The organism is Spirillospora sp. NPDC048911 (assembly GCF_043198015.1).
Classification (GTDB): domain Bacteria; phylum Actinomycetota; class Actinomycetes; order Streptosporangiales; family Streptosporangiaceae; genus Spirillospora.
Genome location: NZ_JBICUD010000008.1, coordinates 298,789 through 321,529, shown reverse-complemented (window position 1 = coordinate 321,529; position 22,741 = coordinate 298,789). Strand labels below are relative to the sequence as shown.

Below are 22,741 nucleotides of genomic sequence, written 5' to 3'. Positions count from 1 at the left end.
CGTTCCCGGCGGCGGCATCTGGGTCGCCGGGGCCGTCGGTGACGACCAGACCATGCGCCCCCTCATAGCCCGTCGGGACTGAGACGTGTCCAACAGGTCGTGAGTTGTCGATTCAGTGGTTGCTGGTCGGTGACGCGGTGGTTTGAGCTGATCGGTGGGGAGTGGAAGTGGCTTGCGCCGCTCCTGCTGCCTTCGGATGGTCAGTGGGCTGATCGCCGGTGGGATCGGCCGAATTTACCTCGTGCGTGCATGCTGGGACCGGAGAAGGGAGTCGGCCCGCTGGCCGTCGCCCGACGAGGTGCGTCCTTGGGCGTCGCACAGCGGGGCAGTCGGCTCTGAGTAGTGGTCGTCACCACTGCCGGCGCACAGCTGCCTTGCTGCCGGTGACCAGGCTTGCCGACGGGACGTCATCGGCCACGACAGCGCCTGCGGCGACCACGGCGTCACGGCCGATGCTGACGCCGGGCAAGATGGTGGCCCCGGCGCCGATCCATACGTTCTCCGCCACGTCGATCGGTCCGCCGGTCAGCCACGTCCGTCGCTCCTCAGGATCGACCGGGTGCCCGACGGTGATGAACGTGGCCCTTGGGCCGATCATGACGCGCTCGCCGAGCCGGATGCCGGCGTAGTCCAGGAACGTGCAGTTCTGGTTGATGAACACGCGTTCGGCGAGGTCCAGGCGGAGGCCATGGTCCGTGTAGAAGGGCGGGTAGATCGTGACTTTCGGCGGCAGCGGCTTGCCGAGGATCTGCTCGAAAAGGTCCGCCTTGCCTGCTTCGTCCTCGAAGGGGAGAACGTTCAGGCGGGAGGTGAGCTCGGTGGTCCGTAGGACCCTCTCGGCCATGGCCTGGAACTCGGCGCCGCGAATGCGCATGAAACGGTCGTTGGACACGCGACGGTCCTTTCTGGTGGCGACTGGTGAAGACCGCTACCGGCCGGTCGAGTCGACCGGGGGTCGGGGTCTCTGAATCGCACCAGTCCCACCGTCGCGGGATCAAACAACCGGCTTCCGACAAGCCACAACGATCGGTTGGGCACCCACAATCCCGGCAGGCGCCATGCGACTGTGCGGCGTACCGGATCACCGCTTGCCGCCGCAAGCGACCGCCTCGCGGGATGGACGGCCGAACGCGGTGTCGAGCGGGGCAACAGTCGCGACGTCCGGACAGCCGGTAGTCGCGAGAGGTTGCAGCGACCCTGACGCACCGGATGCCGTTGGTCGGGCCGGGAGTGTCAGGGGGTGGGGCGCCAGGAGCCGCCCGTTTCGCGTTCGAACGCGATCCGCGTCGTCACGGTGTCGTAGAAGATGTGCAGGTTCTTGATCAGCCCCTCGTCGTCGAGCTCCAGCATGTCCACGCATTCGAAGCCGGCCGGGGTGCCTGAGGGCAGCGTCCAGTCGAAGCGGAACCAGACGCCGACGAGACGCTCGCCCTCGGTGACGTCGCGGAGGTGGAGTTCGGAGCGGCCGGTGTCGGCGAGCAGTCTCGGGTAGAACTCGGCGGCGGGCGACGGCCCGTACAGCGGGGAGTGGACGATCGCCTCGGGATGGAAGAGCGCCAGGATGCCCTCCAGATCGCCTCGCCCGAGTACGTCGAGGTAGGTCTCCGCCAGCGCGCGGGCGGTCATGAGCGCTCCTCGATGAGGACGGCCAAGCCGTCGAGGAGGCGGTTCAGGCCGAAGCTGCGGGCGTTGTCGTCCAGGGCCGGAGTGGGGCCGCTCAGTGCCGCGCTGAGCTCGGGGAACAGGTCCGCCCGGCCGCGGATCAGTTCGGCCATCTCACTGCCGCCCGACCAGGCCTGGGTACCGGCCGTGATCAGCGACTGGGTGTTTCGGACGTGCCCGAACAGCAGGAAAGCGGCGGCCATTCGCTCGTCGCCGGTGAGGCCGGTTCCGGCCAGCGCGGCCACCGCGGCCTCGGTCCAGCCGGCCTCGCGGGGGCCCATGACGCGGGCGCCCACGGTGATGGCGGGCAGCCAGGGGTGCCGCCGCCAGACCTCGGCGAGCAGCCGGACGAACTCCTCCAATTTGGCCCGCCAGCCGCCGGGCACCTCGCTGAGGTCGGGCGGCTCCCCCACCGCTGAGTCGATCATGATGCTGAGCAGCTCGGACTTGTTCGAGACGTGGCGGTAGAGCGACATCTTGGTGAAGCCGAGATCGGCGGCGACGCGCTGCATGGAGATCGCCTCGATGCCGTCCTCGTCGGCGATCGCGATGGCCGCGTCGACGATCGCGGACACCGAGAGCGGCATGCGCGGTTTCTTCTCCGGCTCGTCGCGGAGATCCCAGAGCGCCTTCATTTTCACCAACCTCTTGTCAGCCCGGCCTTGATGTGTCTAGCTTACATCAAGTGTCCGACGGACACATCGCGTCCACTGGATATCTCCCCCCATGAAAGGTCAGGTCAGACCAATGGCGAGCAACATGGCCTCCAGCAACCTCGGCACCGCTCAGGCCCCGACGACCCGCACCACCCTGATGTGGCGCACCGGCCTGTTCGCCTGTGTCGCCGCCGCCGCGGCCACCACCGCAGTCGCCGCCGTCGCCAAGGGCGCGGGGGTGTCCCTGGAGATCGACGGCGAACCGATCCCGCTGCTCGGCTTCACCCAGCTGACGCTGCTGTTCAGCGCGATCGGCGTGCTGCTGGCCGTGGCGCTGCGCCGCTGGGCCGCATCGCCCAAGCGCCTGTTCCTCGGGATCACCCTCGGCCTCACCGCGCTGTCGTTCGTACCCGACCTGCTCGTCTCGGCGGAGCTCTCGACGAGGCTCACGCTGATGGCCACCCACCTCGTGGCCGCGCTGATCGTCATCCCGCTGGTCGCCGGCCGCCTGCCCGTCCGCACCCGATAACGACGCCGCGGCCTCCTCGCCGACCAGCGGGTCGGCGAGGAGGCCGGCGTGTTCGAGCGCTCATCGGCGAGCCAGGGCCCTGACGCGTTGAAGCTTGCGGACGTCATCGCTCTACGCGTGGACTCAGCCATGCAGGATGGGCCGGTACGTGAGCTCCTGGGTGTGGCCGTCGAGCGTGCGCTGCTCGATCAGTTCGAGGTCGAAGTCGGCCGCACCCTGGAAGATCGGTTCCACCCCGGTCTGGCCGGTGAGCACAGGGAAGATCGTGAGCTGGACACGATCGACGAGACCGGCGGCCATCAGCGCCCGGTTCAGCGACAGGCTGCCGTGCGAGCGCAATGGCACCTTCGACTCCTCCTTGAGCCGGGCGACGATGTCGACGGCGTCGCCGCTCACGACGGCCCCACCGCCCGGCCAGTCAAGGGGGCCTTCCAACGTCGACGACACCACCGTTGCCGGCATGTTCCTGATGCGCGCGTTCGGATCGACCGACGGGTCACCAACAGCGTCAGGTCCGGCGCTAGAACCCAGCAACTCCACGAACTGCCGGTAGGTGTTGGCCCCGAAGACCATCCGCTGCTCCTCGCCGTACAGGGCGAGACGGCGGTCGAGGAACTCGGGCCCCTGCTTGCCCCAGTAACCACCCCAGTCGCCGCCGTCATACGAGCCGTAACCGTCGAGGGTGGAGAAGATGTCGAAGGTGTAGGTGGCAGTCATGACGTTCTCCTCATGAGTGGCGACCGGCCCGCTGCCGATCTCTCACCCTGGCTACGAATGGCCTCGACCCGAATCGACACCGCCGCACAAGAAATCTGAGATTCATCCGCCCCCTCGCAGCTTCACCGCAGACCCGCCTCAGCAACGAAGAACACAAGCCTGGGAATCTGGCGCGCCAGCCCCCGGGCCGCCGCCAGAAAATGCCCTCAGCCAGCTACGGGACCGCGTCCATCACCAATCCGGAACCCCGCGCCACCCACGCCAGCCGCGTGGGACGTGCAGGCCGCGCCGCTCTTGCTGGTGGTGCTGGGGTTCGCTGATCAGGCTGGTCGTGCTGGTGGGCTGGTTGTGTTCGACGCAGTGGTCTTGGTGGGTGGGGCGGTTGAGGGGGTGGGGTGCTGGGTGGTTAGGCGCTCTAGGGACGTGGCGGTGGTCTCGTCGGCGGCGAGGTAGACCACCAGCCGCAGCTCTTCCGGGTCGGGCAGTTCCAGGCTCTCGTACGCCAGCCGCAGTTCTCCCACCTGCGGATGTGCCCACCGTTCGACGCCGGTGCGCGTGGGCAGGGCGGCCGAGCCCTCGAACCGGTCGCGGAAGGGGGCGCCGGCGGTGATCATCAGCTCCTGGGCGAGCAGCGCCGCGTGCGGGTCGCCGAGGGCGGCCGCGGTGCGGAGTGCGGCGGTCCGCTCGCCGGCGATCGCGTCCCAGTCCGGATGGGCATCGTGCGCCCGCGGGTCGGTGAAGGCGTACCGGACGAGGTTCGGTGGGTCCGCCTCCAGCAGCCCGACGGGGCTGGCGAGATGGGCGAACCCGGCCGTCCAGGCGAGCAGGTCGCCGGGCCGGTCGACCACCAGCGCCGGCGCGGGTTCGAGCCCGTTCAGCAGCGCTTGCACGGTCGGGCGCACCGTCGGAGTCGTGGCGGCTCCGTCGCACGTGGCGCCGCCGGTGGCGGCGGTCTTCACCAGCCGGTACAGGTGGATCCGCTCGTCACGGGTCAGCCCCAACGTCTCGGCGAGCGCGGCGAGCACTTGGGTGGACGGGCTGCGATCGCGTCCCTGCTCCAGCCGGGTGAGGTAGTCCACGCTGACGCCGGCGAGCGTGGCCAGCTCGGCCCGGCGCAGGCCGGGGGTGCGGCGCCGGTTCCCGTTCGGGAGCCCGACCGCGGCGGGCGAGACCGCCTCCCGGTGTGCGCGCAGGAACGCACCCAGCTCTGTCTCCCTCATCGACTGCATCGTATGCAGGCGAGCCTGGCCCTGCCAGGGCTAGGAAAACCGCAGCCTGGCCGGGCACGCCCAGCGCCGGAATGCTCGACGGCGACGGCTGGAGCGCATGTCGCAGCGGCTCACGAGGCGTTCATGATCGGCCGTCACGAGCCCAAGGAGGACGTCCATGATCCAGATCGCGATCGTTCTGGGCAGCACCCGGCCCGGGCGCCGCGTCGAGGACGTGGCCCGGTGGGTCGCCGAGGCCGCCGGCCCGCGGCCAGCCTGATCCACGAGTGAACGTTCTCCACATCGCACCCACCACGAAAGGATCCGGGATGAAAGTAGAGGTATATGACGACATCGCGTGCCCGTGGTGCCGCCTCGGCATGCACCAGTTCCACCGCGCGGTGGCCGGTGCGGAGTTGGACGTCGAGCTCGTCCATCGTCCGTTCCAGCTGATGCCCGACGCACCCGAGGAGCCCCGGCCTCTGATGGACGCGGTGGTCGAGCTGTTCGGTCCGGACCGAGCCGAAGCGATGCTCACGGAGATGACCCGGCGCGGCGCCGAGGAGGGGATCGAGTACCGGTTCGATCATGCGGTGGCCGTCAACACCCTGACCGCGCACCGGTTGCGGTGGTTCGTCCTGCGCGAGCACGGTGCCGAGGCGCAGGCCGCGCTGGCGACCGTCCTCTTCGACGCCTACTTCCGCGACGGCGTCAACATCGCCGACCACGCGCAGCTCACCGGGCTGGCCGAAGAGGTGGGGTTGGACGGCGGCCAGGTGCGGGACTTTCTCGCCACCGATCAGGGGGCCGCCGAGGTGCGCGAACAAGTGGCTGCGGCGCGGCAGGCGGGCGTCACCACCGTGCCGACGTTCGTCTTCGAGAACGGCGAGCCGATCGTCGGCGTGACCAGCAGCGAGGCGATCGGCCACGCGCTACGGCAGGCCAGCGGCCGGTAAACACGCGCTGCAAGGGCCGGGACGATGCGCTCGTCACCAGCGTCCCAGGATGGACGGGCCGCACCTCGGTCGTGGGGTCGGCGCGCGGCACGGCCGGGCCCACATCTCCTCGCCCATTGGCTGCCCGATCGCGGACCGATGCCGAACCGCCCCACGAACTCGCTGCGTCGTGGCGTACGAGAGCCGTTCGAGGAGGGCCAGGTTTGGACGCGGTAGGGCGCGTTGGTCCGATGTGCCGGCGGTTCGGCGTTGTGACCGGCGGGCGCCACCCACCGGTTCGTGTCGGGTGCCGCCCACCGGTCACGATGGCGCGTTGAGTGCTTCGGCGGCGTCCTGGTACGCCTTCGCAGCGCGGGCGAAGTAGTCGAAAAGGACCTCGCGTTCCTCGGCCGAGTAGCCGCCGACGATCTCACCGATCTTCTGCCTGGCCGGTGCCAGAACCTCGTCCAGCCGGGCGGGTTTGCCGACCGGTTCGACGATGACCTTGCGGCGGTCGTCGGCGGACGGGACGCGGCGGACGTAGCCCGCCTTCTCCAGACGGTCGATGAGCCGGGTGGTCGGCCCGGTCGTCAGGCCGGTGCGCGTTCCTAGTTCGCCGGGGGTCATGGCCCCCGACAACTCCAGGATGTTCAACGCGTACAGGTCAGTGGCCCCCAGGTCGCAGGCTTTGGCGCTGGCGTGGCCGTGCATCATCACCGCGCTCAAGTACTGGCGGTACACCCTGCTCGGATCCGATGGCGCCCCTGGTGTTGACACGAGATCCTCCACTCCCTAATCTCTTCTTTAACGAAGAGAAATCTTCAAAGAAGAAACTTCCTCCAAGAAGGTTACACCGAAAGGACTCTGCGTCATGAACGCCACTGACCACACCGAGATCCGCGCTCTGCTCGACGAGGCCCGCGACGCCTGGGGGCGTGGCGACGGCGCGGCTAGGGGGCCTCGGGACGACGGCTGGTGCGGTGGCTCCAATCGACGGGCATGGGGGGAGGTGGTGGCGGGTCGAAGCCGTGTTGAGCTATCTCCCGCAACCTTGACGCTGCGGCGACGGCGGCCGGGGACGGTTGGGGTGCGGCTTCGAAGGCGTCGGCCAGGACGCGCAGGTCGTCGGCGGACGGCTGCCGGTGGGTGCCAGTCCTCAGCACGTACCGCATGGTGTCACCCGATTCAGCGTCCTGGACCTTCAGCACCGGAAAGCTCGGCTCGCCCCGCATCGCCAGATTCGCCCCGATCTTGGCCACCCACACCGAAGCCAGGTCGCATCGTGTCTCCTCGCGCCCTCTCGTGAGCGACAGCAAGGTGCCGTCCAGCGGTCCGCCTCGGCGATGGCCTTCTGCGCGTCGATGTCGCCGATGCGGCGGCCCAGCTCGATGCGGGCCAGGCCGGTCCTGGCGTACTCGTCCTACGGCGAGTTCCGCATCCTTGCGACGAGCGGCGGCCGGCGAGCGGCGACGAGAACGAGTCGGCGGTGCCGTTCGGGGTGCTGGAACAGCTCGTCAGGGGACGTAGGCGGCTCGTTCGATCCGCTGGTCGCGGGGGCCGCGCTGGTCGATGTGGTCAGCGACCTGCAGGAGGCCGGGACCTTCTCCTTGTCGTGGACGATGTGCAGTGGGCCGGCGGGCCTGACCGACTTCGGCGCGAGTGTGCAGGGCGGGGCTCCGCCGAGCTCGTACGTGGATGTCGTCGTCAACGCCGTCGGGGGCCGCCCTCCGGCCCACCACCGTACGGGTCTGGTGACCAGTTCCTGACCGCGCGTCCCACCCGGGACGTGCGGTCGTTCGTGACCATTGAGGGCGGTCTCGGGTTGCCTCACCAGCTGACCTTTACCGGACAGCCGGGCGGGCGTTCGGCTTAGCAAGCGCTCGTTAGGATCTGGTGATCTTGCCGACCGTTGGGTCGGTGAACGGCTGCGCTTGGAGGAACCGGTCATGTTCCGTGGGGTACGCCTTGGCCAGCGAATCGGAATCGTCAGCACAGTCCTTGCGGCCGGTTTCCTGTTCGCAGGGCCCGCCCAAGCGGGGCCTCCACCTCCCGGCCCGGCTCCGGCTCCGGCTCCGGCTCCGGCTGGGAAGAAGCTCCCCGATCTCGCCAAGAGCCACGCGTGTGCCCCGATAGGGCCCATCGTCTGCGAGCGCGGCTCAGGTAAGGCCGAACCCAAGGCGTCCACCGCCCGGGCCGCCCGCGCGGCCGTTCCGGTGACGCCCTATTCGAGCCTCAACAACCTTTTCCAGAACTACGGCAACACCTCTGGCCAGTGGAGCGGCGGCGACGGCACCCAGTCGCTCAAGCTGCCGGACGGACGGGTCGTGTGGTTCTTCAACGACAGCTTCTACGGAACGGTCGAGGCCAACGGCACGCGCCGTCCGTTCACGAACATCATGCCGCGCAACATGATGGTGATCCAGAACGGGTCGACCCTGACCTCGGTCTCCGGAAGCACCGGCGACAAGACCATGGTGCCGCCGGCCGCCAACGGGGACTGGCTCTGGGGCGGCGACAACATGCTGGTGGGCGACACGATCTACAAGTTCTACCAGCGCTACAAGCAGTCGGGCGGCGGCGCGTTCGGCTTCTACGCGACCGGTATCGAACTGGTGGCGATGCCGGTGTCCACGCTCACCAATCCCGCGACGTTCACCAAGGTGTCCATTCCCTCCACCCTTTGTGACGGGAGCCCGGCTCAGGGGTCCAGTTGTCTCCTGTGGGGAACGGCGCTCTACAGCACGTCGGACTACACCTATATCTACGGCACCGAGGGCGTCGTCAACGGCAACGACCCGCACAAGTACCTGCACCTGGCCCGCGTTCCGAGAGGGCAATTCACCGCCGCCTGGGAGTACTGGACCGGCAGTTCGTGGTCGACCAGCCAGAACGCGTCCACGCGCATCATGGACGGCGTCGCCGAGGGCTTCTCCGTCACCAACCACAACGGTCAGTACGTCCTGCTGACACAGGGTCTCGAAGGCCGCCTGGGCGGCAACATGATCGCCTACCACTCTTCCACCCCGGAGGGCTTCACCGCCGCCAACCGGTCCGTTCTGCACATGACCGCGGAGACGACGACGGACTGGGGCGACTGGACCTACGAATACCGGGTCGTGCCCCATCTGACCAACGGCAGGACGGTCGTGGTCAGCTACAACCTCAATTCGCAGTACCGCGACGGCGCCTGCATGAACAGGAACTACTACACCGCTTCGGTCTACCGTCCCCGGTTCATCCAGTTCACGCTTCCGTCCTCCCCGGCCGGCGGGTCCTACATCGAGCCGACAAAGGCACCTCTCGGCTCACCATGGATGCTCAACGCACCCAACTATTGCTCCGATTCGAGCATGGCCGGGCCAGGGCCGACGAACGTCACCGCCACCGCCACGTCCGGGGCAAGGATCACCCTGGACTGGACGGCGCCGAGCCCCTCAGGAAAGTACTCCTACGACGTCAGATGGCGTGACGCCACCGCGGGCGCGGCCTGGAACGAGTTCCCGCTGTTCGCCCCCGAGTCGACGGGCGTGCCCTTCTACTCACTGACCCACGGCCACCGGTATGAGTTCCAGATCAGAGCGGTCACATGGGCCGGCAATGACAGCCCCTGGTCCTCGGTCGTGTCGGCGTCTGCCTTCCTGGCCAGACCCTCGAACATGACCGCGTTCCGATGGAGCGGCTCCGAATGCGGCGCGCAGTGGACGGACTCCCAGCCGGACGTGTTGTGGCGCGTGTATTGGCGGGAGTTGCCATCCGGCGTCGTAACCCGCTCCGAACTCCCGACCAGTCAGAAGAGCTTCAGCATCATTCTGCTCAACCCGTCCAAGCGCTACGGAATATCCGTCTCCGCGGAGAACGGCCAGGGAGAAGGGCCGCGCTCCGCGGAAGCGGTCTGCAACACCTAGGAGAGCGGTCTGCGACACCTGGGAGGCCGGGCGGCGTTCTACTCCTTCTCCACTCCGGTCAAAGGATCGCCCTGTCGCGTTCCGCCCGCATGTGAGTCGTATCCCTCCGTGGCGCTGCCCATTCCGGGGACGACCCGGTCCTGGGGCTGGCTCTCCGATCCGGAGCTCGCCCCAGGGCCGCGGTCCAGCGGGGTGGCGTTCGCCAGTTTCCAGCCGCCTCCCTTGCAGCCGTCGGGAAGCGGAGGGAACGGGTGGCCCCTGACGTCGGTGCTCCACCGGTGCCCGCAGCCGGAATCGCATTCGTAGATTCCGCTCTGCTCGACCTTTTCTCCAGGGTGAAAAAGCCTTGCCCTCGGCCATGGTCAGCGCCTTTCCGTATTGATGGCATCTGCACTGCTGCTGAGGGCCCTACCCGTCAATCGCCCCCCATACCGCCCGGCTCATTCGCCGGGGTCGGCGGGCGCGGGCGGCCTGGCCGGGAGCAAATACACCAGCACCGCCGCCGCGCACGCGATGACGCAAGTGCAGACCGACGACATCGCCAGGGCATGGCCCGCCGCCGCGCGCTCCGACGAGGCGGGGCCATAGGAGGCGAAGAAGACGACCCCGATCATCGCGACGCCGAGCGCGCCGCCGACCTGCTGGGCGGTCGACAGGACACCCGAGGCGGTCCCGGCGTCGCCGGGGTCGATCCGCGCGAGGACGGCGCTGAGCGACGGCGTGATGAGCAGGCCGCCGCCCACGCTCTGCAGCATCAGCGTCGGGATGACCACCGCCGGGCTGAACGCCGGGCCGACGGTCAGCACGATCACCGTCGACGCGTACCCGATGGCGACGACGATCGCGCCCACCTCCAGCACACGACGGCCGTAACGTGGCGCCAGCCTGCCCGCGAGCATGCTGAAGGAGAAGAACGTCACCGCCGCCGGGGTGTACACCAGTCCGGCCTCCAGCGCCGACATGCCCAGCCCGTCCTGGAGGGCGAGCGACAACACCAGGTAGTACGACGTGATGAACGTGTAGATGGTGAAGACGAGCACGATCCCCACCGAGAACGACCGCGTCCGGAACAACGACAGCTTCAGCAGGGGATCGCCTCCGCGCTGACCGACCCTGCGTTCGACGCGTCCAAAGACAGCGAACGCCAGGCAGCTCGCAGCCAGCGAAACCCACGTCCACCATGGCCATCCCGCCTGTTCCCCTTGAATGAGCGGAAAAGCGAGCAGGAACAGCGCCAAGCTCAGAACCGCCACCCCCGCCAGGTCGAGCCTGCGCGCGAGCGCCGCCCGCGACTCCGGCAGGTACCAGGCCGCGAGCAGGATCGCGGCGAGCCCGATCGGAACGTTGATCCAGAACACCGAGCGCCATCCCGAGCCGAGCAGATCGGCGCCGATCAGCAGCCCGCCTGCCAGCTGGCCGCCGATCGTGGCGAGCCCCATCGCGACGCCGAGGTACCCGAACGCGCGATGCCGGTCCTTCTCCCGCACCATCACCGTGATGGACGCGTAGACCTGCGGCAGCATCAACGCCGCCCCCAGCCCCTCGACCAGGCGCGCCACGATGAGAACGGCCGCCGTCTGCGAAAGAGCGCACGCGACCGACGCCAGCGTGAACAGCGTCATGCCCTCGATGAACGCGCGCCTGCGGCCGCGCAGGTCACCGAGCCTGCCGCCGGTGATGAGGAACACCGCGTACGTGAGCTGGTAACCGGCGAGGATCCACTGCAGCTCACCGCCGGACGTGCCGAGGTCGGCCTGGATCGCCGGTCCCGCGACGATGACGATGAACGAGTCGAGGATCGCCATGAAGGCGCCGACCAGCACGATCGACACCGCACCCCACGGCGTCCCGGTCGCGGCGCGCGGCGCCGCGGCGACGGCGGTCACGCGGACGCCTCGTCGAGGAGGCGGGCGAGGCCCTTGATGACCTCGGCGGCCATGACCGCCTGGCCCGACGCCGCGAAGTGAATGCGGTCGGCGCTCAGCAGATCCGGCCGGGAGTTGACCGGGTGGTCCCACATGTCGATCAACAGGGCGCCGTGCTCGGCGGCCAGCCGCCGCGTGATGGCGTTGGCGGTGAGCACCCTCTCGCGCCAGTCGTCGAACTTCGGCACGACGAACGCCCTGCCCAGCGTGAACGTCGTCAGCTGCGCCCCGGTGCCCGCGGCGACTTCGAACACCCGCCCCAGCGTCTCCTCAATGACCCCGAAATCGGGCTCCGCCCGGAACAAATCATTCGCGGGGCACGGCACATGGACGAGGTCAGGACCGAAGTCGACGAGCCGCTCGATCTGCGTCTCCAGCGTCCTGGCGGTCGTAGCGCCGACCTCGGCGGTGTTGAGGTAGGCGAACTCGGGTCGCACACGGCGCAGAACGTCCGCGACCCGATCGGGCCAGCCGAGGCTGGCATAGCCCGGACTCGGATCGCCAGTGCCGGCCGACAGGCTGTCGCCGATCGTGGCGAACCGCCGCCAGGGAGCCGCAGCGAGCAGCCCGGCGCCGGCGGCCGGTGACAGGCAATGCGGGTCTGATTCTTCGACGCGAGGCGTCATGATGAGGGACATGAAGGTAAACATACGATCGTTCGTACGTTGTTGCCAACCCAGAACAGGCCCGCCCGCCGGATCAAACGGGCCGCCCGAGTCGACGATCTCACCCTGATCCCAGGGACGCGCTCGCTCTGGGCCACCGGCAGCGTCAAGTCCGACGCCGCGATCTACCGCCTGGGCTGAAACGGATGACCCTGGGGACGGCCTGCCCGTCCCCAGGGTCACCGCCGCCCACCCGTAGGATCACTACCATGAGTAGCAAGTCAGATTCTCACCGTGACGGTTCGCGGTCGTTGGATGCCCGGACCATGGTGACGTCCGCCGTCGGAGCGCTGGTCGCCGCGGTCCTGCTGCTCCAGCTCGGCTTCTTCGTGTCGTCGGTCGGGGCCCTCCACTCCCCGTCCCCGCACGCGATCCCCACCGCCGTCGTCGCGCCACCGCAGTCGAGGGAGGAGATCCTCGCCAAGCTCAACGGCCTGCACGGCAACCCCGTGCACGCCGTGCCGGTCAAGGACGAGGCGACCGCACGTTCCCAGATCAGGCACGGCGAGGTGGACGTCGCGTTCGTGATGGACCCGGCGGGAACGACCGACACCCTCCTGATCGCCCTCGCCATCGGCCCGGCCGAGACCGACGTCGCCGCCCAGCTGGCCATCGCGATGGAGCGAGGCTTCGACCGGCAGATCAGGGTCGTCGACATCAGCCCGCCGGCAGAGAGCGACAGCCAAGACCTATCCGGCCGACTCCCCGGCGACGTATAGGCCCCGCTGCTGAGGCCGGCTCCGGTGATGGCAAGACGGTGGACGAAGGTCGCGGATCAGAGATCGGGGGCTTGAGGGGGCGGGTCAGGGGCCGAGGGTGGCTTGGGCGATGCGGCGGGCTTGGGCCAGGAGGCGGTCGGCCGGGTAGGCGTCGGGGTCGGTGAGGCGGAGGCGGACGAGTTCGTCGGCGACGGCGTGCAGGACCCGGATGCTCAGGTCCGGGTCGGCGTGGTGGCCGGTGATCTTCTGGAGGTGGGAGCGGGTGACGGCGCGGGCCTGGGCGAGGCGTTCGTGGAGTTCCGGGGGGCCTCCTTCGGCGGGGAACATGAACATTCGCCAGGTGGCGGGAGCGGCGTCGGCCGCGTCCAGCACTCCGGCCAGGGCGCTGGTGAAAGGATCCTCGCCCGGGGGGACGGGGCGGGCCGCGGCTTCGCGGAAGCCGGTGAAGGCGCGTTCGACCTCCCGGTCGATCAGGGCGACCAGCAGGCCGGGGAGGCTTTCGAACTGCTGGTAGAGCACGGTGCGGGTGACGCCGCACTCCTCGGCGACCCGGTCGATGGTCACGGCGTGGTAGCCCTGCTCGACCACGATCCGGCAGGTGACGTCGAGGATCTGGGCGCGCCGCTGGGGGCCGCTCAGCCGGCGGCGTGTGGTCATGTTCCGGGTTCTCCCCGCCTCTTGCCCCATTAACTTACGATCTGTAAGTTAGCGCCGGGGTCCGGCGCGTGTCCAGGTCGAACGGAACGAGGCAGCCGATGGGCGAGACGTACCGAGTGGTGATCTGGGGGCCGGGCGAGGTCGGCGGCGCCGTCGCCAGGGCCGCGCATCGCAGTCCGGACGTCCGGCTGGTGGGCGCGAAGGTGTTCAGCGACCGCAAGCACGGCGCGGACCTGGGCGATCTGGTCGGCCTCGGTCCGATCGGGGTCGCCGCGACCACGTCGGCCGAGGAGATCCTGGCGCTGGACGCCGACTGCGTGGTGGTGACGCCGCGTCCCGACGTCCTCGGCGCCCGCCTGGACGCCGACGTGATCGCGATGCTGGAGTCCGGCAAGAACGTGATCTCCACCGCCTCGTACCACAACGCGGCGATGCCGAACTGGCTGTCGGCCACCCGGCCGCCGGCGTCACGGCTGCTCCAGGCGTGCGAGACCGGAAACACGACCCTGCACGGCACGGGTGTGCATCCCACGTTCATGGTCGAGCGGGTGGCGATGACGATGGCCCGCGCGCTGTCGGACGTCACCCATGTGCGGTGCGTCGAGGCGGTCGACTTCGCGGCGGCGTCGGGCTCGATGTGGGGCGGGCTGCGCCGGATCGGGTTCGGCTGCGACCCCGCCGACCTGGGCGCCGGCAAGCCGCTCGCGCTGTTCGGCGACCTCTACTACGGCGACCTCACGGGCAACGTCGCCCATCATCTCTTCGGGGCCCGGATGGACGAGGTGCGCGTCGAGCACGACCTGCGGGGCCTGCCCGCGCGCGAACGGTTCCAGACGCGGTCGGGGTTCACGGTCGAGCCGGGCCAGACCGCGGCCCTGCACATGACCCACCGTGGCTACCTGGGCGACCATCACTTCTTCACGAACGAAGAGTGCTGGTACCTCGGCGAGGCCAACGCCTACCGCGGCGACGACCTGCCCTATCCAGACCGCGACGGCCCAAGCCCCATCGACTACACCATCGAGATCACCGGCGCGCCCGCCGCGCTGCGAACCCGGCTGACCTTCGACCCGACCCCCGGCGCCGCCGACCCCGACCGGACCAACCCCGTCACCGGCGCCTCGGTGCGCGCGATTCTCGACGCGCTCCCCGCCGTCTGCGCCGCCGCCCCAGGCATCCTCATCGACGATCCGCGCCCCCACTACGTCCACGACGACCGCATCCGCCGGAGCGACCCATGACGCACCGCATCGAATACCTGCACGCCGCGAGCGGCCTGGCGCGCTGGCTCGGCTGGCTCGCCGTCGCCGCGGTCTTCGGCACCCTCACCCCGATGGCGGGATTCTGGTCGATGACCGGCCCCCTCAACGTCGGCAGCGGCATCATCGGCGTCCACACCATCGCCGCGACCTGGGGCATCTTCGTCGCCGCAACGTCAGCATGGATGCTCCACGACCTCCGCAACTCTCAACCACGCACCAGCAAGGCACACGGTGGCGACGCGCGTCCTAGCGAGGCGTCATGAGTAGCGGCGGTGTGAGGAGGGGTGGGGCTTTGTGAGTGGGGATGACGTGCGGGCTTGGGCTGACCTCGTTGAGGCGTTGCGCGTCGCGGGGGAACGGGTCGGGGAGGACACCGCTCAGCTGGACGCGACGGAGCGGGCTGACGCGTTTCGGGCGTTGCTGCGCGGCCTGCATCACCAGCTCGCCCGGTTCGAGATCGATCGGGAGCTGCCCGAGCTGGTGCCGTTCAACGGCTGGCGGCAGAAGTTCTTCATGGACAACCCCGACACTCGTTATTGGGTCGCTGATGTGCACGGCGATCGCCAGTACCGGCTCACTGGGCACCCCGGCGACGCCGTCTACATGTCGATCACCGCCTATGCGACGGCGTCCGGCGGGGTCAGCGCCGCTTCGCGGATCGACGGCGACCGGCTCGGGTCCGGCGCGTACTCCCTGCTCGTGGGGGGCGTCCAGCCGGATGACGGCGCGTGGCTGCCGCTACCTGAAGGGAACGCGCAGCTGTGGGTGCGGCACTTTCACGACGATGGGAGCCGCCGCGGTTGGTGCGCCATCGAACCCGTCACGTCGCCGGAGGCGCCTCCGCCGATCGATCCGGCGCGGTTCCGGCACCAGCTCCGGCGGCTCGCCAAGACCATCGAGGTGATGCCCGCGGCGTTCGCCGCCGTCGAAGGCCAGGTCGCCCCCAACACCGTGCACCACTGGGCCGAGATGACCGGAGGCGCCGCGTACACCGAGCCCGGCATCCACTACCTGCGCGGCGCCTGGCAACTGGAACCCGGAGAGGCCCTCGTCGTCGAAGGGGAGACCGTGCCCTGCCGGCACTGGAACGTCCTGCTCTACAGCCGTTTCCTCAACTCCCTCGACTACCGGCACCGGCGGGTGTCGCTGACCGGCGCCACGGCCCGCGTCGACGGCCGCCGGTACCGATTCGTCCTGGCAGCCGAGGATCCTGGCGACGTTGACTGGCTCGACACCGAAGGACGCGCCGCCGGGCTCTTCATGTTGCGCTGGCTGCACGCCGAGCGACCACCGCCGCTCCCCCGGACCAGCGTGTGCCGGATCGACGATCTTCGGAGGCCGCGATGACGGCGTGGCGTCCGCCCGAGCGCACCCCTGCCGCAGCGCAGATCTACGCGGCGGCCGAGGCCGATCGTGCCGCTCGTCCCGGCGCCTACACGCTCGATCCCGAGACGATCATCGCCAAGGCCACCGGCCTTGACGAAAGCGGAGGCTGGCGTCAGGGATTGGAGCGCTACCTGGAGTCGGCGCGTGAGGACGGCCGTCTCAACGCGGTCGGGATCCGGATGGTCCGCGACTCCGCGGTGTCCGCGCTCCGCGCCCGCGTGGCCATGTCCGGGATGCCCGGCGCGGACGCGCGTCTCGACCCGCCGCCCATCTTCATCACCGGCGGATGGCGGACGGGGACCACCTTTCTCTTCCGGCTCCTGGCGACCGATCCGCGGCTCCGCGCCCCGCTGCCGGCCGAGCTGAGCGTCCCGTGGAAGTTCGCCGGCGCGTCCCCCGACCGGCGCCGGGAGCTGATCGACGGCAGCGGCAAGGCCTTCGCCCTCCTCGATCTGCTGAACCCGGCGCTCAAAGCCGTCCACGATTACGGGCCGCACCTGCCCGAGGAGTGCGTCGTCGGCCTGGGCTCCGCGTTCAGGAACTGGGGGTACAGCGCCACCGTCCGCCTGGACGGCTACACGCGGTGGCTCGCCGACGAAAACCTCACCGGCACATACCTCGGTTACCGCCACATCCTGCACACCCTCGACGACGGCCGCCGCTGGCTACTGAAGGCGCCCGCCCACACCGCGGAACTGGCGAGCCTGGCCGCGGCCTTCCCCGATGCCCGCGTCGTCTTCCTACATCGCGACATCGTCGAGACGGTCGCGTCGGGCGCCAGCCTCTTCTCCGTCTTCCGCTCCACCTACAGCGACGAGGTCGACCCCGCGGACGTCGGCCGCTTCCAGGCCGGGCAGACCGAGCTGTGGCTGCGCCGCGCCCACGCCTTCCGCAGTTCACCCCAGGCCGCCGACCTCACGATCATCGACGTCCGATACGACGACCTGGTGCACGCGACCGGCGACGTCCTCGACCGCGTCTACACCGCCGCCGGCCTGGCGCAACCCGACCTCCACGCCATGATCGACGCATACCACGCCGCGAACCCGCCCAACCAGCGCAAACCACACCGCTACACGCCGCAGGAATTCGCCCTCGACGAGACCGACCTCCGCGCCCGCCTCACCCCTTGGACCAGCCGAGAGGTTTGACGCTCAGGGTCCGCCACCGCTCGGCGGTCTGGTCGTCGGAGGGGAAGAACGCTTCAACGCGCAGCTCCTGGGCTGTGACGTCCACGGGCGTGCCGATGCTGGACACGACCGAGAAGAACCGCAGGTGATCGGCGCCTAGCCGGAAGTGCACGTCCACCACCGGAACCAGCGGCGCGATCGCCGGTGCCGCCGTGATGAGCGCCTCGACCTCGGGGCGCGCCCGCAGCTCCTGGACGAGCTCGGCGGTCGCCAGGTCGAGCACCCCGCCGACCGCTTCGCGCCGGGCGCGTTCGAGCAGCGCGGGCGCGACCTGCTCCCAGTTGGCGATGCCGTCCCGGACGGGGCCCGGCTCAAGGATCATGCGCAGCACGTTGACGTCGTCGGGGATCGGGTCGGGCGCCAGCAGCCCGCCGAACAGGCGCACCGCGCCGTGGTTGGCGCGCAGCAGACCCCAGCCGCGGTCCAGAACAACGGCGGGGAACGGGTCGTGCTGCTCCAGCATCCGCCCGATGGCCATCGTGACCCGGTCGAGGGCCGGATCGTCGAGGCCGCGATGCGAGAACAGCGGAGCGAAGCCGGCCGCCAGCAGCAGGCCGTTGCGGTCGCGCAGCGGAACATCGAGCGCGCCGGCCAGGCGGAGCACCATCTCGCGGCTCGGGTTCGAGCGGCCGGTCTCCAGGAAGCTCATGTGGCGCGGGGTGGTCATCGCGGCCGACGCCAGATCGAGCTGGCTCATGGCCCGGACGCGCCGCCAGTAGCGAACCATGGTGCCGAAAGAGACCTCGGTCATCGTCCCGGACATGAACCGACCCTACGGCCCGGCGCGAGCCGCGGCGCTTCCCTGCGAGGGAATCGTGGCCGACACAGAGGCGGGAGAGAGTCAGTGCATCCGTTCTGAAGGAGCTCCGATGCACTTCCCAATTCTCACCTCCGATTCCGCGCCCGAGGCGTCCCGGCCGATCCTCGACGGGATCGCGACCGAACTCGGCTTCGTCCCCAACCTCGCGGCCACGATCGCGGCCAGCCCGACGCTCCTGGCGGGCTTCGACGGGCTGCGCCGCGCCGTCGGCGGCGACTCCTTCGACCCGGTGCACCGGGAGATCGCGGGAGTCGCGGTCGGAGTCGCCGTCGACAACGCCTACGGCGTCGCCTTCCACTCCACGGTGCTGGGCATGCTGGGCGTGGATCCAGAAGACATCAAGGCGATGCGGGACGGGACCGAGCCCCGCGAGGAGGTCCACGCGGCCGTCTACGCCTTCGCCAGGGCACTCGTGATCGAACGCGGCGCGGTGCCCGAGGCAGTGATCCGGCGTGCCCACGATGCCGGGTTGCAGCCAGCCGACCTGCTGCAACTGGTCACCGAGTGCGCGTTCGCGACCTTCGTGGGCCTCGTCGACAACCTCGCCGGCCGCGTAGAACTGGACGAACCCCTCCGCCCGCAGGCATGGAAGTAACCCCACCAAGCAGCCACGCCCCTTCCGACACCCGGAAGGGGCGACCGGCCACCCCGAGCCCACACCCCCAGCCAACCTCCATCACCACGAGCCGACCCGTCACAAACGCGACAAACGCCGCGTCATCACGAGCCCGCACCCGCCCGCAACGAAGGCGGCGAACGGCCATCATCATGACCCGCCCGCCGGACGTCGTAACTTCGACCTGCGAGGCCAACCGCACGACGAGCTGAACGCTGGTCCCGCTCCCTTCGCAGGAGCCGGTATTCAGGTACCAGCAGCCAACGCCCGGAGGTCGCGCGCGCCGGGAAGTGTCTGGGCGCTGCCAGGGAGCGTGTTCAGTATCTGGCCGACCAACTGGCGCGTGGCCATGACGGGACGGGGCCGGCCCCTGAGGGACGTCATGGCCAGGTCCAGGCCCTCGCGCACGTCATTGCGCTGGACCAGATGGATAGCGCGCATCAGGTGCAAATTGATGATCGGCGCTTTGGCGGTGGGCGGGTAAAGGCTTTGGGCGTCCTCAACTGCGGCCACTGCGTGCTTCTCGCCAATGGTGGTGCGGACGTACGCCTCGTTCCAGCGGAGCTGGCCCTCTTGGAAATCCAGCACGGTCGGTTCGCTGGAACTGTGGGACAGCTGGTCGAAGGTGCGCTTGAGCCTGGTGAGATTGCCGCGCGCTGTGTTCTCGTCGCCATGAAAAGCCGCCATGTAGGCGCCTGCGGCGTACGCCCGTGCAAGTCCTGAAGTCGGAGTCCCGCTGGCGATGTCGGCGGCCTCGTTCACCATGCTCATGACGGCGTGATGTGAACTGCCCGCCCAGCTCGCGTGCTGGGCGGCTCTCCCACGTACCCAGACCTGGAGGGCGCGGTCGCCGGACGCGTCGGCGGCGCGGCGTGCGGTGCTCCAGGTTCGGCGCGTGGCACGGTCGTCGCCCAAATTGCTCAATGTCTCGGCCAGGACGCCCGAAAGCCCGGCGCTCACCCGCAGCAGCCCGGCTTGCTCGTGCGGCGGACGGCCCTTCTTGAGGAGATGCCCCACGGCGATGATGTCTGTGGTCAGGGGCGCAACGAGTGCGTCGAACGATTGCCGGTAAATCTGGCGGCCATAGTCGTCGACAACCCTTTCCCACTCCTCGAGGTCGGTGTTAAGGCTGAGAGCTTCGTCGATGCCGGAAAGCAGCCCCTCCAAGGCGCCGGGCGGAACGGCGGCCCCCGCGCCGACTGCGGCGATCAATTGGAGTGCGGCACGGCGTCTCACATCGTCATCCCTTGCGTACGAAGGAATCGGACTCTCCACGCTACCGCCCAGGTCGCCGAGGAGATCGAACAGCTCGCCGGGGTCGATGTCCAGCGCGGCGGCGAGAGCGAGTTCATAGCGCTCGGTGATTCCCTTGCTCGCTTCCCACCGGGTGACATAGGAGACGACGGTGGAGAGGCTGGGAACCTGCGGCCCGGTCAGATTGGCGATGATCCGGCGGGCGAGGTATTCCTTGCTCCACTTGCGGTCGCGGCGTTCCACCGCGAGGCGGGCGCCCGGGGCCTTGCGAGCAACGGGCATTGTGAGCACCTCTCAGTACACGGCGGCCGTGCTCGTTCCTGCTCTCTCGTGCTCCCTCGCGCCTCATCATGCCCCCTGTCCACGCGTCCTGCATCGCGGTTTGACTGGTCAGGAGACAAGGCGGCCCCGGCCGGTGCAGCAACACCGGGTCTCCGGGGCCTTGCCGGACGTGGAGGTCCGACTGTGTGCAACCTAGCCGAACGGCCGCCGTGGGCGGGAGCGGACATCGATCCGGAGCGCGGCATCGCCGAGCTGCGGCATCGCTTTCCTGGGGTGTCGGCGTGGTGCGGGGAATTCACTGGCCGGTGGTGGGCGGTCAGCCGGGAGTGCGCCTGGTTGGTGGAGGCGGGCTCGGCGGCCTCGTTGGGGCGGCGCCTGGAGGAATTGGGCCTTCGGCCGTCGGGGCCGACGGCTCGGAACGGCGCGGCGCGATCAACGTCCGGGACGCACCGCGCCATGGCTTCCACCTCGTCCGGTACGCGCGGCCGACATCGGGCGCCGCCCTCCGTGGGATTGGGGCGGCGGCTGCTGGCGTCGCTGCTTACTCGGGAAGGGCGGTTCGATGAGTGAGGACGCTGAGATGTGCGGAGATCGGCGCCACGACATCGGCAAGGCCGTCTGGGCGTTCATGCGAATGCTGGACGAGGTGGCGCTCGGCTCGGCAGGTAGCCGATGGTGGACGAATTAGGTTGGTTTGTCGGGGTACTCCTCTACCGCCCGCAGCGCGCTCTTTCGAGGAGTGAAGGTCGTGGCGCAGCAAGTGCGGAGACGACCGGTGATCGGTCTGGCGGTGTGGAGCGGCTTCACCACCCTGGGTGCTCTTTGGTGTCTGGCCCTCCTCGTCCGTGCCATCGCCTTCTCGGACGCCGACGTCGACCCGGTGCTGATCGCGTTCTTGGTGCTGGGTCTCGCCGGTTGCGTCTTCCTGGCCTATCTCTTCACGGTCGCCTTCGTGCGAGTCGCCAAGGGTGCTCCCTTTCCGGTCAGGGGGAACCAGGAATTTGTGCCTTTGAGCCGGTTCCAGCCCAAGACCCGGATGGGCATCTACCTGTCTGTGTGGGCGGGACTCATGATCGGCAGTGTGATCGTGTGGCATGACGCTCCCGGAGCGCTGGCCATCTGGGCGGCGCTCCTCACGCTGACCACCGCGTTCTTGACGTGGAGGACGGTCCGTCAGCGGAGCGAGAGCTGACCGGACCAGGCATGACATTCCGCGCGCGGGCGGTGCGTCAGTCTGGGTCCCCGGCGCCGAACGCCCGCGCCGGGTCAGCCGGTGAAGGACTCGGGGCCGAAGCGCCCCCACGCCACAAAGGCGGCCAGGGCGAACAGCGTCAGGGTCACCACGATTCCCTGGGCCTCATGACGGCGCAGGTGAACGAACATCGCGCCAACCATCAAGGACACCAGGCCGACGGCGGCAAGTGGCACCAGAACCGGCGCGATGTCGAACGCGGCCGGCAAGATCAGCCCCACCGCGGCCAGGAGTTCAAGGGTGCCGATTGTCTTGATGGCGCCAGGGCTGAAGTTCTCGACGGCCCCCATGCCGGACGCGACCAGCTTCTCCTTGGACTGGATCAGCCCGTAGATGAGAGCGGCGAGCGCGGGAGAGAGCAGCGACAACCCTGCCCAGTCCAGTCGTTCACCGCCTCGAGGCGAATCTGTTGGCATGCCGCGGCAGGCCAGCAGGACCGCGAGCAGACCCAGAGGGACGTTGACGAAGAAGATCCATCGCCAGCTCAGGTGACCCACGATCAAGCCGCCGATGACCGGGCCGAGAATCGGTCCCGCCAGGGCGGGCAAGGTGACCACGGCCATCAGCCGCCCGAGGTGGCGGCCGCCGGCGGCCCGCAGGAGCACCGTCTGCAGTACCGGCAGCATTAGCCCGCCGCCGGCGCCCTGCACCACCGCGCCGAACTCGTCATCGCCGCCCTGCGGCACCACACCGGATCCATCGCCGACCAGATCCCCGACACCGGCGACCTGCGCGGCGATGTGCTGGCCGTCCTCGGGCAGATGGCCCAGCGCCAGCGCGACATCGGCGCCGACGTCATCCACGGCCTCGTGGCCGACGCCCCCGATCTGGACCCGCGCTACTTCGCGATCATGAACGGCGTGATGGGCACCGTGCTCAAGCGGGCCGCCGAACGCGGCGAACTCGCGTCCGCCGACCTGAGCCCCCGCGTCGTCACCCTCCCGGCCGACCTCCTGCGCCACGAGATGCTGCTCACCTGCCAGCCCCTCGCCGAGACCACCCTCATCGAGATCGTCGACGACGTGTTCCTGCCCCTGATCCGCGCGAAGACAGCCACCCCACCCGCATCCTGACCCGGCAGCCACCCACCCGCGTCCCGAC

The 22,741-nt window shown here is 69.3% G+C and carries 27 protein-coding genes; 14 read left to right on the top strand and 13 right to left on the bottom strand.

Going from position 1 to position 22,741, the window contains the following annotated elements:
• Positions 1–349: 349 nt before the first annotated feature.
• From ACGFNU_RS33905 to ACGFNU_RS33895, 3 genes are all read right to left on the bottom strand, one after another.
• On the bottom strand, positions 350–892 hold the full coding sequence (locus ACGFNU_RS33905; RefSeq protein ID WP_392600343.1) for a DapH/DapD/GlmU-related protein: 543 nt from the start codon (positions 890–892) through the stop codon (positions 350–352).
• 341 nt (positions 893–1,233) lie between these two features.
• Positions 1,234–1,626 (bottom strand): nuclear transport factor 2 family protein, encoded by a 393-nt coding sequence (locus ACGFNU_RS33900; protein WP_392600341.1) that lies wholly within the window; start codon positions 1,624–1,626, stop codon positions 1,234–1,236.
• Positions 1,623–2,297: a TetR/AcrR family transcriptional regulator gene (locus tag ACGFNU_RS33895; RefSeq protein ID WP_392600339.1), complete on the bottom strand. Its 675-nt coding sequence runs from the start codon at positions 2,295–2,297 to the stop codon at positions 1,623–1,625. The genes ACGFNU_RS33900 and ACGFNU_RS33895 overlap by 4 nt, the downstream gene beginning before the upstream one ends.
• Positions 2,298–2,409: 112 nt before the next feature.
• Between ACGFNU_RS33895 and ACGFNU_RS33890 the strand changes: the two genes are divergently transcribed.
• Entirely contained in the window at positions 2,410–2,847 is a 438-nt protein-coding gene (locus ACGFNU_RS33890; RefSeq protein ID WP_392600337.1) for a DUF6069 family protein, read from the top strand.
• Positions 2,848–2,970: 123 nt separating this feature from the next.
• On the opposite strand, the gene ACGFNU_RS33885 is transcribed toward ACGFNU_RS33890, so the two are convergent.
• Together ACGFNU_RS33885 and ACGFNU_RS33880 are read right to left on the bottom strand one after the other, a co-directional pair.
• Entirely contained in the window at positions 2,971–3,564 is a 594-nt protein-coding gene (locus tag ACGFNU_RS33885) for a dihydrofolate reductase family protein (RefSeq protein WP_392600335.1), read from the bottom strand.
• A 320-nt stretch (positions 3,565–3,884) separates the two neighbouring features.
• The gene (locus ACGFNU_RS33880; RefSeq protein ID WP_392600333.1) at positions 3,885–4,784 is read right to left on the bottom strand and encodes a helix-turn-helix transcriptional regulator; all 900 of its coding nucleotides are present in this window, start codon (positions 4,782–4,784) and stop codon (positions 3,885–3,887) included.
• 317 nt (positions 4,785–5,101) lie between these two features.
• Between ACGFNU_RS33880 and ACGFNU_RS33875 the strand changes: the two genes are divergently transcribed.
• Entirely contained in the window at positions 5,102–5,728 is a 627-nt protein-coding gene (locus tag ACGFNU_RS33875; protein WP_392600331.1) for a DsbA family protein, read from the top strand.
• Positions 5,729–6,028: 300 nt separating this feature from the next.
• On the opposite strand, the gene ACGFNU_RS33870 is transcribed toward ACGFNU_RS33875, so the two are convergent.
• Both ACGFNU_RS33870 and ACGFNU_RS33865 read right to left on the bottom strand, forming a co-directional pair.
• Positions 6,029–6,424 (bottom strand): MarR family winged helix-turn-helix transcriptional regulator, encoded by a 396-nt coding sequence (locus ACGFNU_RS33870; protein ID WP_392600688.1) that lies wholly within the window; start codon positions 6,422–6,424, stop codon positions 6,029–6,031.
• 233 nt (positions 6,425–6,657) lie between these two features.
• Complete coding sequence (locus ACGFNU_RS33865; RefSeq protein WP_392600330.1) at positions 6,658–6,966, bottom strand: hypothetical protein; 309 nt, start codon at positions 6,964–6,966, stop codon at positions 6,658–6,660.
• 111 nt (positions 6,967–7,077) lie between these two features.
• Here ACGFNU_RS33865 and ACGFNU_RS33860 point away from each other — a divergent pair, with 111 nt between their 5' ends.
• Both ACGFNU_RS33860 and ACGFNU_RS33855 read left to right on the top strand, forming a co-directional pair.
• Positions 7,078–7,473, top strand: coding sequence for a hypothetical protein (locus tag ACGFNU_RS33860; RefSeq protein WP_392600328.1), 396 nt, complete (start codon positions 7,078–7,080; stop codon positions 7,471–7,473).
• 180 nt (positions 7,474–7,653) lie between these two features.
• Positions 7,654–9,612: a DUF5005 domain-containing protein gene (locus ACGFNU_RS33855; protein WP_392600326.1), complete on the top strand. Its 1,959-nt coding sequence runs from the start codon at positions 7,654–7,656 to the stop codon at positions 9,610–9,612.
• 440 nt (positions 9,613–10,052) lie between these two features.
• Here ACGFNU_RS33855 and ACGFNU_RS33850 read toward each other — a convergent pair whose 3' ends face one another.
• Both ACGFNU_RS33850 and ACGFNU_RS33845 read right to left on the bottom strand, forming a co-directional pair.
• Complete coding sequence (locus tag ACGFNU_RS33850) at positions 10,053–11,498, bottom strand: MFS transporter (RefSeq protein WP_392600324.1); 1,446 nt, start codon at positions 11,496–11,498, stop codon at positions 10,053–10,055.
• Positions 11,495–12,175: an SGNH/GDSL hydrolase family protein gene (locus tag ACGFNU_RS33845; RefSeq protein WP_392600322.1), complete on the bottom strand. Its 681-nt coding sequence runs from the start codon at positions 12,173–12,175 to the stop codon at positions 11,495–11,497. The genes ACGFNU_RS33850 and ACGFNU_RS33845 overlap by 4 nt, the downstream gene beginning before the upstream one ends.
• 27 nt (positions 12,176–12,202) lie before the next feature.
• Here ACGFNU_RS33845 and ACGFNU_RS33840 point away from each other — a divergent pair, with 27 nt between their 5' ends.
• Positions 12,203–12,343: a hypothetical protein gene (locus tag ACGFNU_RS33840; protein WP_392600320.1), complete on the top strand. Its 141-nt coding sequence runs from the start codon at positions 12,203–12,205 to the stop codon at positions 12,341–12,343.
• A 68-nt stretch (positions 12,344–12,411) separates the two neighbouring features.
• Positions 12,412–12,921, top strand: a complete 510-nt coding sequence (locus ACGFNU_RS33835) for a hypothetical protein (protein WP_392600318.1) — start codon at positions 12,412–12,414, stop codon at positions 12,919–12,921.
• Positions 12,922–13,005: 84 nt separating this feature from the next.
• On the opposite strand, the gene ACGFNU_RS33830 is transcribed toward ACGFNU_RS33835, so the two are convergent.
• Positions 13,006–13,578 carry a TetR/AcrR family transcriptional regulator gene (locus ACGFNU_RS33830; RefSeq protein WP_392600316.1) on the bottom strand — a complete coding sequence of 191 codons (573 nt, stop codon included), beginning with the start codon at positions 13,576–13,578 and terminating at the stop codon, positions 13,006–13,008.
• Between the two features lie 98 nt (positions 13,579–13,676).
• Between ACGFNU_RS33830 and ACGFNU_RS33825 the strand changes: the two genes are divergently transcribed.
• Genes ACGFNU_RS33825 through ACGFNU_RS33810 form a run of 4 tightly spaced genes read left to right on the top strand, consistent with a single transcriptional unit; the run spans position 13,677 to position 17,377 of the window.
• On the top strand, positions 13,677–14,819 hold the full coding sequence (locus ACGFNU_RS33825) for a hypothetical protein (RefSeq protein WP_392600314.1): 1,143 nt from the start codon (positions 13,677–13,679) through the stop codon (positions 14,817–14,819).
• Positions 14,816–15,103: a hypothetical protein gene (locus ACGFNU_RS33820; RefSeq protein WP_392600312.1), complete on the top strand. Its 288-nt coding sequence runs from the start codon at positions 14,816–14,818 to the stop codon at positions 15,101–15,103. Before ACGFNU_RS33825 ends, ACGFNU_RS33820 begins: the two co-directional genes overlap by 4 nt.
• A 46-nt stretch (positions 15,104–15,149) precedes the next feature.
• Positions 15,150–16,187 carry a hypothetical protein gene (locus ACGFNU_RS33815; protein WP_392600310.1) on the top strand — a complete coding sequence of 346 codons (1,038 nt, stop codon included), beginning with the start codon at positions 15,150–15,152 and terminating at the stop codon, positions 16,185–16,187.
• Positions 16,184–17,377 (top strand): sulfotransferase family protein, encoded by a 1,194-nt coding sequence (locus ACGFNU_RS33810; RefSeq protein WP_392600308.1) that lies wholly within the window; start codon positions 16,184–16,186, stop codon positions 17,375–17,377. The genes ACGFNU_RS33815 and ACGFNU_RS33810 overlap by 4 nt, the downstream gene beginning before the upstream one ends.
• On the opposite strand, the gene ACGFNU_RS33805 is transcribed toward ACGFNU_RS33810, so the two are convergent.
• Positions 17,349–18,179 carry a helix-turn-helix domain-containing protein gene (locus ACGFNU_RS33805; protein WP_392600306.1) on the bottom strand — a complete coding sequence of 277 codons (831 nt, stop codon included), beginning with the start codon at positions 18,177–18,179 and terminating at the stop codon, positions 17,349–17,351. The two genes, ACGFNU_RS33810 and ACGFNU_RS33805, sit on opposite strands and share 29 nt — an antisense overlap.
• A gap of 106 nt (positions 18,180–18,285) precedes the next feature.
• Here ACGFNU_RS33805 and ACGFNU_RS33800 point away from each other — a divergent pair, with 106 nt between their 5' ends.
• On the top strand, positions 18,286–18,831 hold the full coding sequence (locus tag ACGFNU_RS33800; RefSeq protein WP_392600304.1) for a carboxymuconolactone decarboxylase family protein: 546 nt from the start codon (positions 18,286–18,288) through the stop codon (positions 18,829–18,831).
• 267 nt (positions 18,832–19,098) lie between these two features.
• Here ACGFNU_RS33800 and ACGFNU_RS33795 read toward each other — a convergent pair whose 3' ends face one another.
• The gene (locus ACGFNU_RS33795; RefSeq protein ID WP_392600302.1) at positions 19,099–20,388 is read right to left on the bottom strand and encodes a helix-turn-helix domain-containing protein; all 1,290 of its coding nucleotides are present in this window, start codon (positions 20,386–20,388) and stop codon (positions 19,099–19,101) included.
• Positions 20,389–20,950: 562 nt separating this feature from the next.
• Here ACGFNU_RS33795 and ACGFNU_RS33790 point away from each other — a divergent pair.
• Positions 20,951–21,076 carry a hypothetical protein gene (locus tag ACGFNU_RS33790; protein ID WP_392600300.1) on the top strand — a complete coding sequence of 42 codons (126 nt, stop codon included), beginning with the start codon at positions 20,951–20,953 and terminating at the stop codon, positions 21,074–21,076.
• Between the two features lie 51 nt (positions 21,077–21,127).
• A complete protein-coding gene (locus ACGFNU_RS33785) occupies positions 21,128–21,580 on the top strand; it encodes a hypothetical protein (RefSeq protein ID WP_392600298.1) in 453 nt (150 codons plus the stop codon).
• Positions 21,581–21,654: 74 nt separating this feature from the next.
• Here ACGFNU_RS33785 and ACGFNU_RS33780 read toward each other — a convergent pair whose 3' ends face one another.
• The gene (locus ACGFNU_RS33780; protein ID WP_392600296.1) at positions 21,655–22,443 is read right to left on the bottom strand and encodes an MFS transporter; all 789 of its coding nucleotides are present in this window, start codon (positions 22,441–22,443) and stop codon (positions 21,655–21,657) included.
• On the opposite strand from ACGFNU_RS33780, the gene ACGFNU_RS33775 reads away from it, so the two are divergent.
• Positions 22,402–22,713, top strand: a complete 312-nt coding sequence (locus ACGFNU_RS33775) for a TetR-like C-terminal domain-containing protein (RefSeq protein WP_392600295.1) — start codon at positions 22,402–22,404, stop codon at positions 22,711–22,713. The genes ACGFNU_RS33780 and ACGFNU_RS33775 overlap by 42 nt on opposite strands.
• The last annotated feature ends 28 nt before the right edge of the window (positions 22,714–22,741 follow it).